We start from the raw sequence: 13,374 nt of genomic DNA on the forward strand, positions 1-13,374 counted from the left end.
TTAAGTCTAAATTCGATTTAATTTGATTGACACTTAATTTCTGGATAATCCCCTGTCCCTTCTGGCCAAGGTGTCAATAATTCAAACCCTGTATCTGTGACTACTACCATATGTTCCCATTGGGCGGACAGCGACTTATCAGTCGTCACAACAGTCCAACCATCTTGAAGCTCTTTTACGCTACCACGACCAATATTTATCATTGGTTCAATAGTAAATACCATGCCTGTTTTAAGCTTCAAGCCTAGGCCTGGTTTCCCATAATGTAAGACGCTTGGCTGCTCATGATAAACTTTGCCAATACCATGACCACAATAATCTTTAACAACGCTAAAACCTTCCCGCTGTGCAACAGACTGAATCGCAAAGCCAATATCACCTAATGTTACATCAGGTTTAACTGCTTGAATTCCTGCTAGCATGGCTTCATAAGTCGTATCGACCAATTTTTTTGCTTCTGGCTTGATACTGCCCACGTAATACATACGACTGGTGTCACCAAAGTAACCATCTTTGATAATCGCAACGTCAATATTAATAATATCCCCATCTTGTAGAATACGAGTAGCCGAAGGAATACCATGACAAACCACTTCATTTGGTGAAATACACGTGGTTTTGGTATAACCGTAATAACCAATATTTGCAGGAATCACATTTAAGGTATTTACAATGTAGTCGTGACAAATATCATCCAGATATTCAGTACTGACCCCAGGCTTAACATGCTCGCCAATCATTGCCAAAACTTGTGCCGCTAAACGCCCTGACACGCGCAGTTTTTCAATATCTTGCTCAGTTTTAATCACGACTGAAGAAGCTAGCATATTCTCACCCTCTTAAATGATGCAGGCATTATAATCCTTTTCATTTAAAAATGTTGCGAGTAATCTAAGCAACCACAACAACTGCAACGATCTTAAAATAACCGCAGAAAAATAACAGACAATGTTTCTACCCGCTAAATTTTTTATAAATTTCTAAATAGACTCTTTAATAATTTTTTCTCTGTACACGACAAATTTCATAGGGCCCTTGTCCTATCAGGCTTTTTCTTTCTTAAAATTGCTAGCACTTTCTTAAATTCTTCTTTTTTTCCAAAACCAATCAAACGTAGAATAGCCATCTGAACATAGTCCAAACCGTAGCGAAATAAACTTACTGAAAGTCGTCCATGCTTCTTTAGTTTTATCGCTTTTTTTCGATCATGTTGCCATTCACCTGTTAAATAGCACCAACAGAAACCGATCGCTAGCACTGCTATCAATTTCTTGACTCGTCTAGGGTCTGTTAAACGAGTATTTTCAAGATTGAATCCACGTCCTTTGAGACAACTAAATAAGGTTTCGATTTCCCAGCGTAATGCATAATCACCAATAGCAGAAGCATTAAACATAGGAGAAACAACAAGTAAAAGTTCTCCATCTTCTAATCGTAGCGCACTAATATACAGTTTCACTCGACCAACCCAAATACGTCGTTTACGACATTCTGTTTGACCAACTTGAAGATGACGAAATAAATCACTAATTTTATGATTCTTGGCTAAGTGATTGGTCACAATAAAGTTTTTTTAACACGTATACAGAAGTTAATGTCATTTTCAATTAACCATGTAAACCATTTCTCACCGATAAATTCTCTGTCTGCGAACACATTCACAATACGATCTTTACCAAAAATGGAGATAAAGCGTTGAATCAAAGCAATACGCTCTTTTGTATCTGAATTTCCACGTTTATTGAGCAATGTCCAAACAATAGGTATCGCTATTCCACGATAGACGATGGCTAACATCAAGATATTGATATCTCGTTTTCCCCATTTCCAGTTGGTTCTATCCAAAGTTAATTGGACTTTATCGAATGAAAATATATTGAAAATTAACTGAGAAATTTGACGATAATCGAAATACTGATCTGCAAAGAAGCGTTGTATACGTCGATAAAATGATTGTGGTAAGCACGTGATGGGTAAGGCTTTAGATGCAGAAGAAAGATTACATGTCTGTTTTACAATTAATGCCAGCATAATCAGTGTAAAACATTTTACACGTGACTTGTTCCACTTTAGATATTTGTTTAAGATGAGATGTAACTCATTGAAATGTGTCATCATATTCGTCGTCAGAAAACAAGTATTATGCCATTATTTCAATGAGTTGTCTTTTTTTGTCGTGTACAAAGTAATTTTTTATCAATTTTCAGCCATATAATTCAACCATTAGTTAAACTACAGAAATATTGTATAAAAAAAATTCATATTACATATAAAAAATTTTCCCAAGTCCTTATTTTTCTACTAGAATCGCCTGTTTTTAGTCAATGCATCTCTCAACATGACGAATCTTCGTACTAGAGATATTATTGCCTTGGGTTTCATGACCTTTGCTCTGTTCATTGGGGCAGGCAATATTATCTTTCCTCCTATTGTTGCCCAACAAGCGGGTGAACATGTTTGGTTAGCCGCTGCCGGATTTTTAGTTACTGCAGTGGGTTTACCTGTTATTACCATCATTGCACTTTCACGTGTTGAAGGTTCAATTCAACTACTTAGCTCACCTCTAGGTAAAGTTGCCAGTTTAATCTTAACTGTTGTCTGTTATTTGGCTGTAGGTCCACTCTTTGCTACACCACGCACAGCAACAGTTTCTTATGAAATTGGTTTTTCTTCATATTTTGGTACTTCGCCAAATAGTTTGCTAATTTACAGCATTATCTATTTTGCAATTGTGACGCTGGTTTCACTTTATCCAAACAAATTATTGGATACTGTAGGTCACTTCCTTGCACCGATCAAAATCGTTTCATTAGCCGTACTTGGTATCGCAGCATTCTTAATTCCAGCGGGTTACATCCCTCCTGCTATCAACAATTATGCAAGCAGCCCTGTATCTGAAGGTTTTGTCAATGGCTATCTCACTATGGATACGCTAGGTGCCTTAGTATTTGGTATCGTCATTATTCATGCGATTCACTCACGTGGTGTGACTGACAAAAAGTTAGTGACAAAATACGCGGTTATCGCAGGTATTATTTCTGGTATTGGCTTAACGCTGGTTTATCTCAGTTTGTTTAAACTTGGACTTGGAAGTCATGAAGTCGCACCAAATGCAGCAAATGGCGCTGTTATTTTGCATGCATATGTGCAACATGCTTTTGGCGATTTAGGTTCCATCTTCCTTACAGGGATGATTTTCCTTGCATGTATGGTTACTGCAATTGGCCTAACCTGTGCATGTGCTGAATACTTTTCAGAACTGACTCAAATTCCTTATAAGATTTTTGTATTTGTTTTGGTTGGTTTTTCGCTTCTGATCTCTAATTTAGGTTTAACCAAACTCATTGCGGTATCTGTGCCTGTGCTATGTGCAATTTATCCCCCTGCAATTGTAGTGATCATGCTCAGTTTCTTTGCAAAATTCTGGAAAAATCCTCCAGCAGTAATTGCACCAGTAACGGCAATTGCTTTTGTCTTTGGAATTTTAGAAGGTCTAAAAGCAGCTGAACTCAATTCGTTTTTACCAGAGTTTGTTCAACACTTACCCCTAAATGAACAAAATCTTGCATGGTTAATCCCATCTTTGCTGGTCTTGGTTATTGCTCTAATCTGCGACAAATTTAGAAAATAAGTTTTCAATTTGTAATTAAAATCCAATTTTACCCAAATTAGATTTTATATGTGACCAATAAACGTCGGTTTTACCCAAATCAACTTTTATTGTTTACTTTTCGCAGTCATGCAATACCATGCCCTGCATGCCTAAATATCCCTTCGAGTTAATCTCTTTTGCCAAATTGAACTTTTTGGTCTAATTTTTGCTTTATACGACTTAAGCACTATTAAGCTTTTTCAAATATAGAAGTAGGCTAAGTGTTAAGGTTATGAATATCATATTGATAACATATTTGATTAAAACAATATGTACAGGTAATTATTACTCAACAAAATATGAACTATTCATAAATTAAACAATCCACCATCCAAATTGCAATACTAGTAAAAATTTTATGAAAAAATAACGGTATTAGCTATTGAAATACCCTTTAATTCACAGTACAACATTAGTAACCAATCCGACCGAAACGCTAGGTTTAGGTCAAATTCATTAGGAGGGATGGAGATGTTATCATTACATTTCAACAAGCAAGTCTTCATTAACGCTCTAAAGGCAAACAAGAATATGGTCACGTACTTAAGTACGACCGTGGCCCTTATGCTTACTTTGCTTTTTCATGGACTGATTCAAGGTCACCTGAAAGCTGAATATTTCGCGTACGCTCTGTTCGTCTCTGCAGCATTCTATAGTTGGGCTGTAATTGATCAAAAAGTCCGTGCCCAGAAAAAATCTAAGAATTTTGATTGAACAGATGGATGATTATTCATCCATCTTTAAAAAATATATAAATAATTAAAATAAATTAAGCCCAGTACCTATTATCAACATTCCCGTCGCAAACAGCTCACCTACCACCAGTAAAACCATTGCCAAAGTCATCATCGTTCTTGGTAAAACCTTATTACCCAATTGATGTGGTACTTTAAATTGATTGGTTGTGTCTTTTAAATAACCATGCAATGCATAACTCAATATTGATGCACTAAAGAAAACCAAATTGATCATTACAAAAATCAGATTCCACGTTTCAGACCAAATTGAAAATTCAGCAAGCACAGCTAAAATCAAAGTTGCAGATGCATATAACAAACTACTTCTATGCGCGATATCCACATAATAATGTGCTCTTGCTTGAATCGAACGTCTAATCTGCCAATACTTCCAAACCCCTGTTAACATACCCAACCACAAATACACACCACTAAAAAGAATTGCCAATTTCATAGCAATTGAAAAATGATCAAACACCACTCCTCCTTATCCTTCTTAAATATGAATTTTCTGACTTCAAAGTCATACTTTTAGCAAGTTTCTTTTTAGAACTTAGATAAAGTATGTTTAAAACAGCAACGACAAGACGCTCATGAATACTCAACCACTATCTATTCAAATACAATGTGCCGATGGCTATAAATTAAGTGCCAAACTCTATCAAAATCAAATAAATTCCGACAAACCTTTCCCTATTCTCATTTGCCCAGCAACTGGCATTGTGAAAGAGTTCTACCACTCTTATGCTGAATGGTTAAATAAGCTTGGGCATACAGTCATGTGCTTTGACTTTAGAGGAATTGGCGCTTCATTATACGGCCCACTGCACCAATCTGAAGCAGACATTGTCGATTGGGGGCAATTAGATATTACAGCAGCGATTGATTGTCTACTAGAACAAACACAAGCCGAAAAAATTATTCTACTTGGCCATAGCGCTGGTGGTCAGCTTCTAGGTATTTCACCAAATTATAATAAAGTCGCAAAAATTATTGCTGTTGCAGGATCAACAGGTCATGTTCGCGGCTTAAAAGGTAAAACCAAGTTCCTTGCACCGATTATGTTCCATGTCATTTTCCCAATTTCGAGTAAATTCAAAGGATATGGTGCTACTAAAATGATTGGAATGGGCGAAAATTTACCTAAAAATGTCGCAAAACAATGGGCTCAGTTTTGTGGGACACAAGGCTATGTAATGCATGCTGTCAAGAAACAACTGCTCCCTGATTATCACAGCAAAATTACCTGCCCAATTACTGCAATTTGGGCATCAGACGATGAAATTGCAACTCAGGCGAATGTTCAAGCCCTTCTCAATCTTTATCCGAATGCTGAAACAAATATGATTGAACTTAAGCCAAAACAATTTCAACACAAAAGCATTGGTCATATGCAAATGTTCCGTAAATCACATCGCAATATTTGGGATTTAATCGAACAACAACTTTACATCTAGTTTTTCCCATCAAGTTGTATTTCATCTCCAATCCAGCTTGATGGCTTTTTATTTCAAAAAAACGCCCGATTATTCGGGCGTTTTCATCATTACATAACTTAATGGCGATAAATGATTGTCACGAATTTTATGCGATTTTCATCTAATTCAGTAACTTCAAAATGGACACCTTGATAATCAAGCTGAGTTCCAACTCGAACTTCGCCTTGCGTCTTATCCAGAATCAGACCAGCCACACTCATGTAGCCTGCATCATCTTCGACTAAATCAAAAACACCAAGTTCAAGCTCAAGCTGATATAAATCCAACATGCCCGAAGCCTTCCATGTTTGATCATTAATTTTGACCAAGTCCAACTGTTCATCAGCATCAGGGAATTCACCTGCAATTGCTTCAAAAACATCCAGTGGAGATATTAACCCTTTAACATTAGCAAATTCATCAGTGACCAGAACCAATGAACCTTTCGATGTCCTTAAGGTATTAATGGCATCAATCACTTTCATCTTTTCAAAGATAAAAATTGGACGTTGACGTTTAATCAATGATTTTAACGCCTCTTCACCATCATCCAGCACATCAAGCAGTTCTTTCGCACGCACTACACTGATAACTTTATCCAAGCTACCACGACAGACTGGAAATAAACTGTGCGGTACTGCAAGTACCTGCTCTCGAATTTTTTCAGGAGTATCATTTAAATCGACCCATGAAATCTGATTTCGAGGTGTCATAATAGAAGCAACAGAACGTTCTGCCAGAGTTAAGACCCCGCCAATCATGTAACGCTCTTCATCTGCAAAGGCTTCCTGAGCTTCAATTTGCTCAGCATCCATATGAGAAGGTTCTACTTTTCCACCCATTAATTTCAAGATGGAATCAGCAGTACGATGACGCAATGGAATCTTAGATTCATGTTTCGCCACATTGCGTTTTGAATATTGATTGAAGGCCTCAATTAAAATAGCCACACCAATACCCGAATAAATATAACCTTTCGGAATATGGAAACCAAATCCTTCCGCAATTAAGCTAATACCAATCAACAATAGGAAACTTAAACACAGAATGACGACTGTAGGGTGACGGTTTACAAAGCTAGTGAGTGGTTTAGAGGCAAACAACATTACAATAACTGCAATTGTTACTGCCGCCATCATCACGTAGATATTATCTACCATACCAATGGCTGTAATGACAGAATCCAGAGAAAAGACCGCGTCAAGCACAATAATTTGAGCAACGACTGCCCAGAAACTTGCATACACCACTGAAGATATTGATTTAATTTCGGGTTTACCTTCCATTTTCTCGTGTAACTCGGTCACGGCTTTATAGACCAAGAACAGACCACCGAAGAGCAAGATTAAATCACGCCCCGAGAAAGATAAATCAGCAATTTGAATGAGCGGTTTGGTTAAAGTAACCAACCAAGAGATAACGGATAACAACCCCAATCGCATAATCAATGCGAGTGAAAGACCAATAATACGCGCTTTATCACGCTGTTCTGGTGGAAGTTTATCTGCCAAAATGGCAATAAAGACTAGGTTATCAATACCTAAAACAATTTCTAAGACAATTAGGGTAAGTAAGCCAACCCAAATTCCTGGATCTAATAAGAATTCCATTATTGACGCACCTCGATTAACTCAAGGCAAAATTTTAATAAGCTAGACCTGCACGGCGACGGATCCATGTAAAACCTCTTTTTAACAATAGATAGTTTTATTATGCATACTCTTCTTACATTGTAATTATTTTTTTTAATTTTTTTACAAAATCAACTTACTAGATATTATTGTCAAGAAAGATTAAAATATTATCATCAGATACAATTCAAATACATTGACAGAGTTGATTGTAACAAAAAAAGAAAACTGAGTAGTCACAAATAGTCTCATACTGCTTGTGTAAGGATTTCTAATGAATTAAATTATTCTTTTTATTGATTATTTAGTATTTAAATATTAATTTTTCTTAAATTAATGCTTCAAATAACAGAAATGTTTTGTAAACAAAGCCAGTTTTCAAAAGAAGTTTTTATACTAAAATGAAAAAATTAAATGGAATATCTATCAAATTATTTATTACTCAATATGTATGGTAAATGAATTACCTACTTAACTCAGATTTATTTACAGGATTGGTTGCTATGACAGAAGGAACAGGATTGACCTTTTATCTCCCCTTAATGCGCATTCTTAATTTGCATCAAAACGATGCTCATTTAGCACTAGAGCAGTCATTTAAATTTCCTCGGGTATAGACTCGCCATCAAGTCACTGCAAATACACAAATCGAATTTTGAACATTTCATCACAATTATATTGCTTAACGTGTCATATTTCACATAATATTAAGCAATATAAAAATAAATATTTGGAATCCCATATGACTAAAAAGTATGCGAAGTTTTTACCTACCGCTGACGACTTTACTCTAGAGAATTTTCCTTTTTTTTGGATCACTCAGGTTTATTCGCAACATGTGCAAAAGGTCGATCAAGTCCTAAAAAAATACGGATTAGATAATTCTCGTCGTCGCATTTTACTTGCTTTAAAATCTAAACCAAATGCTAGCGTATCCGATCTTTCCGATATGGTCGTATCGAAAATGTCTACAACGACAAAGATTGTTTATCGTCTTAAAGACGAAGGGCTCGTTAACACCTATTCATGTGAAGATGATGCTCGTATAACACGTGTTGTTCTTACCGAAAAGGGCAATGAAATGACACATAAAATCAATGATTTGACTAGTGCTGTACTCGAACAATCCTTTGAAGGTTTAACACCCTTACAGATTGAAAAAATGATGGACAGCTTAAAACATATTTTTAACAATCTTAACCGTTAATTTATAAACCATAAAAAAGGGTTTCCAAATGAAACCCTTTTTTTATATTTAGAAAAGATCAAACATGTTCAACTGAGCTGTTATTTTCTCTATTTTTGCTTTAGGCACATGTGAACATTCAAACTCCTCAACTGGGAATCCCTGCATAAATTGAGTCATTTGATGTGGCTGTTTTAAGCTTAGCCAATGATCAAGATACTCATGTGGAATGATGACAACTGATCGTTTTACATCACCAGGTTCATGAAACTCTTTCATCATAGGGTGGTCTATTGCATTCATCGTCAGCATTGCTGCAGAACGAATGAATTCGTTATTGATTTTACAAATTTCATAAATTGCAGCAATAAAGAAGGCTTTACCATCTTTACGCCTCACACCCCATCGTTGCGGTTTATTTTCAATATATTTACTTTCATAAAACTCAGTGACTGGAATAACACCAAACTTACATTTATAAACCGCATCTTGAAAGCTTGGCTTTTCAAAAATAGTCTCATGTCTAGCATTATAAGTACGCTTAGAGGCACTGGCATCTTCAGCCCATTTCGGCACTAAACCAAATAACACTTCTCGCCATTCCAATCCATGTTCAGATTTAAACAATAACGGAGTTTTATAACTAGGATAAACCTCTTCCAGATATTCAAATGGAATTTGTGGCAAGCCCAATTGCTGTAGTTGCGACAAGGTTAGAGGTTTAAAATTGGCACACATTTATTGAATCCGATAGATGCTTTCTTTCATATCACAATGAACTAGAATTCTCATTTCAGTCACAAAATAACTATTAGAATCTGCAACTTCAATATTATAGACATAATCATAGCGGGCTTCATCACCGTCATACGGAATAAATCATTCTATTGAATCTCAATTCTTATACTTATCTAAATACAACCTTATTCTTTTTGTTGTTAAATCTTTTCTCTTATAAAAACAAAGACCTTTCAAAATTGAAAGGTCTTTGTCAAATTCACGCAACTAATCGAAATTAATCACCTGTATAACCTTTAAGTTTCAAACGTGCAGCATGTAACAATGGCTCAGTGTAACCTGAAGGCTGAACACCACCCTTGAAGATTAAATCAGAAGCAGCTTGGAAAGCGATATTATTATCAAAGTCTGTTGCCATTGGCGTATACAACGGATCATCAGCATTTTGACCATCTACAATTTTAGCCATGCGCTTCAACACTTCTTCAACTTGCTCGCGTGTAACGATACCGTGACGCAACCAGTTTGCAACGTGTTGTGAAGAAATACGCAATGTTGCACGGTCTTCCATTAAACCAACGTTATTGATATCTGGAACTTTAGAACAACCTACACCCAAGTCGACCCAACGAACTACATAACCCAAGATACCTTGACAGTTATTTTCAAGTTCATTGTTAATTTCTTCAGCTGACCAGTTAGTCTCTGGAGCAAACGGAGGCGTTAACAAATCATCTAGAGAAAGCATTTCTTCTGCTTTCAATTGATCTTGGCGTGCTTTTACATTCACTTGATGGTAATGCATTGCATGGAGTGCCGCACCTGTTGGAGATGGCACCCAAGCACATGATGCACCTGCATTTGGATGTGCAGCTTTAGTTGCCAACATATCTTTCATGCTGTCTGGTTTAGGCCACATACCTTTACCAATTTGCGCTTTACCTTGTAAGCCACACTCTAAACCAATTGCTACGTTACGATTTTCGTAAGCTGCAATCCATTTTTGTGTTTTTACTGCTTCTTTACGAACAACTGTTGCTGCTTCCATAGAAGTATGGATTTCATCACCTGTACGGTCCATAAAGCCAGTGTTAATAAAGATCGTACGGTCTTTTGCAGCCGCAATACAGTTTTTCAAGTTAACTGATGTACGACGCTCTTCATCCATAATACCGATTTTTAAAGACTTCGCTGGTAAGCCAATTGCTTGTTCTGCACGTTCAAACAATTCAACTGCAAATGCAACTTCTTCTGGACCATGCATTTTTGGTTTAACGATATACATTGAGCCTTTACGAGAGTTTTTGTTCTCATTTTGACCACGAATATCAGCAACACTGAGTAATGGCGTTACTAAGGCATCCATAATGCCTTCAAAGATTTCCTCACCATCAACCAAAATTGCAGGGTTCGTCATTAAATGCCCGACGTTACGTAGAAGCATTAACGAGCGACCATGTAAAGTTGTCGTACCACCAATCAAGTTTTTAATTGTTCGGTCTTTATTTAATGTACGAGTAATGGTCTTGCCATTTTTCTCGATTGATTCTTGTAAATCACCTTTCATTAGGCCTAACCAGTTACGGTAGCCTTCTACTTTCTCTTCAGCATCAACTGCTGCAACAGAGTCTTCTAAATCCTGAATGGTTGTAATTGCTGCTTCAAGAACTAAATCTTTCACACCTGCCGCATCAGTTTTACCTACTGGGCTTGTTGCATCAACTTCAATAATGACATGTAAACCATTGTTCAATAGAACAACTTCAGAAGGGTTTGCTTCTTCACCATTAAAGCCAACGAATTGTGCTTCATGTGCTAAACCAGTTGTAGAACCATCTTTAAGTGTTACAACTAATTTGTTATTTTCCACTGCATAACGTGTTACGTCAGCATGTGAACCTTGTGCAAGCGGGAAAGTTTCATTTAAGAAATTTTTAGCAAATGCAATAACTTTATCGCCACGAACAGGGTTATAACCTTTACCTTTTTCAGCGCCACCTTCTTCAGAGATCACATCAAAACCGTAAAGTGCATCGTAGAGTGAACCCCAACGTGCGTTTGCCGCATTTAAGCAATAACGCGCATTACGCACAGGCACAACCAATTGTGGTCCTGCCAATAATGCAATTTCTTCATCAACATTTTCTGTGCTGATCTGGAAATCTTCTACTTCTGGTACCAAGTAGCCAATTTCTTTAAGGAAAGCTTTGTAAGCTTCTAATTCAAATGTGTTGTTGCGGTGCCATTCATCAATTTTAGCCTGAAGATCTTCACGCTTTGCCAAAAGCGCTTTATTTTTTGGGCTAAGATCAACAACGACTTGCTCAAAGTTTTTCCAGTATGTTTCGCTGTCCAAACCAGAACCTGGTAAAGCTTCATTCTCGATAAAATCGTAAAGTTCTTTAGCAATCGCTAACTTACCCTTTTGAATACGTACAGTCATTGTCTTTCCTGATATTGCTACTTTTTATAACAAGAGATTCCAGTATACCTATTTATACTTTTCTGAATACGAATATCACATTCCTAAATAGTAAGCATTTTCTGTGCAATAAATATTGACATTATCAAATAAAATCCTATTTAGTTTGTATTATCACGCTCATGAATACTCTTTTTACAGTGTATTAAGTTTTTGAAATGTCGAAATTAGACTTAAGTTCAGCGTTAATTCAAACCTGCCTCATTTCTTGAATTTTTACTTGTTTTAAGGTATTCACATTTCCCTATACAAGAAAAAATGTTGATTTAACATACAATACTTTCACCCATAAAAAAACGCCAATTCATGGCGTTTTTTGCTTATTCGTTAAAATCTTTGGCAGATTTCTCAATGAGTCGGTGTTCTGAATGCAAATAATCATCGGATTGCATTTCAAGTAAGCGTGAACGTGTCCGCTCAATTTCGAATGCTAGTTTTTCACCCTGATAAATATCAATAATCGTATCCTCCGAAGTCAGCAATAATTTGACTCCACGGTCATAGAATTCATCCACTAAATAGATGAAACGACGCGTTCCCTCAGAAAGATAATCGGTCAAATGTGGAACATTACTCACCAATACCGTGTTATAGATATTCGCAATTTCAATAAAATCGGCTGGACTGCGAGGTTTCAAGCACAGTTCAGAAAACTCACACCACAATACATCCTCGGTATGGCCAATTGTTTCCACCAAGCGATTATTAATTACAATCGGCTCTTGCGACTGAAGTTGTGTTTGCGTCAATGCTGTAAAACGCTGAGCTATCCAAACTTTATGATCATGTGTTAAAGGATGCTTAAACAATTGTGCCTGCTTAAGTACACGCAAACGATAATCCACACCCGCATCTACGTTTAAGATGACACAGTTTTTCTTCACCATCTCAATGGTTGGGATAAAACGATCACGATGGATTCCATTTTTATACAAACCATCTGGAGCAATATTTGATGTCGCAACCAAAGTTACACCACGGCTAAACAACTTCTGGAATAGCTCACTCAGAATCATTGCATCCGTGACATTGGTAACAAAGAATTCATCAAAACAGATAATCACGGCATCTTTATAAATCTGATCCGCAACCGCATCTAGGGGATTACGCTGACCAGACAATTTATTTAGCTCACGATGCACATGCTGCATAAAATGATGAAAATGCATGCGTGTTTTACGACGGAATGGAATCGAATCATAAAACTGGTCCATTAACCATGTTTTACCGCGACCCACCCCACCCCACATATAAACACCTTGTGGAGATGTCTGACGACGAAAGCGACGAAATGCCTTCTTTGATGCCTTATAGCGCTGAATCAGTTCTTGCCAGACACGGTCTAATTCATGTACGGCCTGTGCTTGAGCTTCATCAGGCATAAATTGCCCAGAAGCCAAAGCTTGCGCGTAACGTTCAGCTGGTGATAATGGAGCAAAGGCGGTGCTGTGAAGATTTAAATCCGACATA

12 protein-coding genes are annotated in these 13,374 nt (G+C 36.9%); 4 read left to right on the forward strand and 8 right to left on the reverse strand.

The annotated features are described in order from the left end of the window. Nucleotides 1-17: 17 nt before the first annotated feature. Nucleotides 18-827: a type I methionyl aminopeptidase gene (map, locus tag C3F34_RS17540; protein WP_104442211.1), complete on the reverse strand. Its 810-nt coding sequence runs from the start codon at nt 825-827 to the stop codon at nt 18-20. A 197-nt stretch (nt 828-1,024) separates the two neighbouring features. Then, nucleotides 1,025-2,115, reverse strand: a protein-coding gene (locus C3F34_RS17545; RefSeq protein WP_104442269.1) for an IS4 family transposase whose coding sequence is annotated in 2 segments (ribosomal slippage) — nt 1,025-1,575 and nt 1,575-2,115 — 1,092 coding nt in all. Because the reading frame shifts where the segments join, the coding sequence is not laid out codon by codon here. 223 nt (nt 2,116-2,338) lie between these two features. On the opposite strand from C3F34_RS17545, the gene brnQ reads away from it, so the two are divergent. Both brnQ and C3F34_RS17555 read left to right on the forward strand, forming a co-directional pair. Further along, on the forward strand, nt 2,339-3,631 hold the full coding sequence (gene brnQ, locus C3F34_RS17550; protein WP_016167709.1) for a branched-chain amino acid transport system II carrier protein: 1,293 nt from the start codon (nt 2,339-2,341) through the stop codon (nt 3,629-3,631). 492 nt (nt 3,632-4,123) lie between these two features. Continuing rightward, nucleotides 4,124-4,366 carry a hypothetical protein gene (locus C3F34_RS17555; RefSeq protein ID WP_016167708.1) on the forward strand — a complete coding sequence of 81 codons (243 nt, stop codon included), beginning with the start codon at nt 4,124-4,126 and terminating at the stop codon, nt 4,364-4,366. A gap of 45 nt (nt 4,367-4,411) precedes the next feature. Here the strand turns inward: C3F34_RS17555 and C3F34_RS17560 are convergent, their stop codons facing one another. Continuing rightward, nucleotides 4,412-4,870 (reverse strand): hypothetical protein, encoded by a 459-nt coding sequence (locus C3F34_RS17560; protein WP_416333073.1) that lies wholly within the window; start codon nt 4,868-4,870, stop codon nt 4,412-4,414. A 112-nt stretch (nt 4,871-4,982) separates the two neighbouring features. On the opposite strand from C3F34_RS17560, the gene C3F34_RS17565 reads away from it, so the two are divergent. Then, on the forward strand, nt 4,983-5,846 hold the full coding sequence (locus tag C3F34_RS17565) for an alpha/beta fold hydrolase (RefSeq protein WP_044740019.1): 864 nt from the start codon (nt 4,983-4,985) through the stop codon (nt 5,844-5,846). Nucleotides 5,847-5,944: 98 nt separating this feature from the next. On the opposite strand, the gene C3F34_RS17570 is transcribed toward C3F34_RS17565, so the two are convergent. Continuing rightward, nucleotides 5,945-7,477 (reverse strand): TerC family protein, encoded by a 1,533-nt coding sequence (locus C3F34_RS17570; RefSeq protein WP_044740020.1) that lies wholly within the window; start codon nt 7,475-7,477, stop codon nt 5,945-5,947. Between the two features lie 763 nt (nt 7,478-8,240). On the opposite strand from C3F34_RS17570, the gene C3F34_RS17575 reads away from it, so the two are divergent. Beyond that, the gene (locus tag C3F34_RS17575) at nt 8,241-8,705 is read left to right on the forward strand and encodes a MarR family winged helix-turn-helix transcriptional regulator (protein ID WP_016167703.1); all 465 of its coding nucleotides are present in this window, start codon (nt 8,241-8,243) and stop codon (nt 8,703-8,705) included. A gap of 48 nt (nt 8,706-8,753) precedes the next feature. On the opposite strand, the gene C3F34_RS17580 is transcribed toward C3F34_RS17575, so the two are convergent. From C3F34_RS17580 to zapE, 4 genes are all read right to left on the reverse strand, one after another. Then, entirely contained in the window at nt 8,754-9,422 is a 669-nt protein-coding gene (locus tag C3F34_RS17580) for an SOS response-associated peptidase (RefSeq protein WP_104442212.1), read from the reverse strand. Beyond that, on the reverse strand, nt 9,423-9,560 hold the full coding sequence (locus tag C3F34_RS20840) for a hypothetical protein (protein WP_104442381.1): 138 nt from the start codon (nt 9,558-9,560) through the stop codon (nt 9,423-9,425). 139 nt (nt 9,561-9,699) lie between these two features. After that, nucleotides 9,700-11,865 carry a malate synthase G gene (locus C3F34_RS17590; protein ID WP_104442213.1) on the reverse strand — a complete coding sequence of 722 codons (2,166 nt, stop codon included), beginning with the start codon at nt 11,863-11,865 and terminating at the stop codon, nt 9,700-9,702. A gap of 359 nt (nt 11,866-12,224) precedes the next feature. Continuing rightward, the gene (gene zapE / locus C3F34_RS17595) at nt 12,225-13,373 is read right to left on the reverse strand and encodes a cell division protein ZapE (RefSeq protein WP_016167700.1); all 1,149 of its coding nucleotides are present in this window, start codon (nt 13,371-13,373) and stop codon (nt 12,225-12,227) included. Nucleotide 13,374 lies beyond the last annotated feature (1 nt).

Origin of the sequence: Acinetobacter sp. ACNIH2 (assembly GCF_002934965.1) — a bacterium.
Taxonomy (GTDB): domain Bacteria; phylum Pseudomonadota; class Gammaproteobacteria; order Pseudomonadales; family Moraxellaceae; genus Acinetobacter; species Acinetobacter tandoii.

Coding starts and splice junctions, on each gene's coding strand:
- C3F34_RS17580 (WP_104442212.1), bottom strand. CDS start 9,422: ATGTGTGCCAATTTTAAACCTCTAACCTTGTCGCAACTACAGCAATTG.
- C3F34_RS17590 (WP_104442213.1), bottom strand. CDS start 11,865: ATGACTGTACGTATTCAAAAGGGTAAGTTAGCGATTGCTAAAGAACTT.
- zapE (WP_016167700.1), bottom strand. CDS start 13,373: ATGTCGGATTTAAATCTTCACAGCACCGCCTTTGCTCCATTATCACCA.
- C3F34_RS17555 (WP_016167708.1), top strand. CDS start 4,124: ATGTTATCATTACATTTCAACAAGCAAGTCTTCATTAACGCTCTAAAG.
- C3F34_RS17575 (WP_016167703.1), top strand. CDS start 8,241: ATGACTAAAAAGTATGCGAAGTTTTTACCTACCGCTGACGACTTTACT.
- map (WP_104442211.1), bottom strand. CDS start 827: ATGCTAGCTTCTTCAGTCGTGATTAAAACTGAGCAAGATATTGAAAAA.
- C3F34_RS17570 (WP_044740020.1), bottom strand. CDS start 7,477: ATGGAATTCTTATTAGATCCAGGAATTTGGGTTGGCTTACTTACCCTA.
- brnQ (WP_016167709.1), top strand. CDS start 2,339: ATGACGAATCTTCGTACTAGAGATATTATTGCCTTGGGTTTCATGACC.
- C3F34_RS17565 (WP_044740019.1), top strand. CDS start 4,983: ATGAATACTCAACCACTATCTATTCAAATACAATGTGCCGATGGCTAT.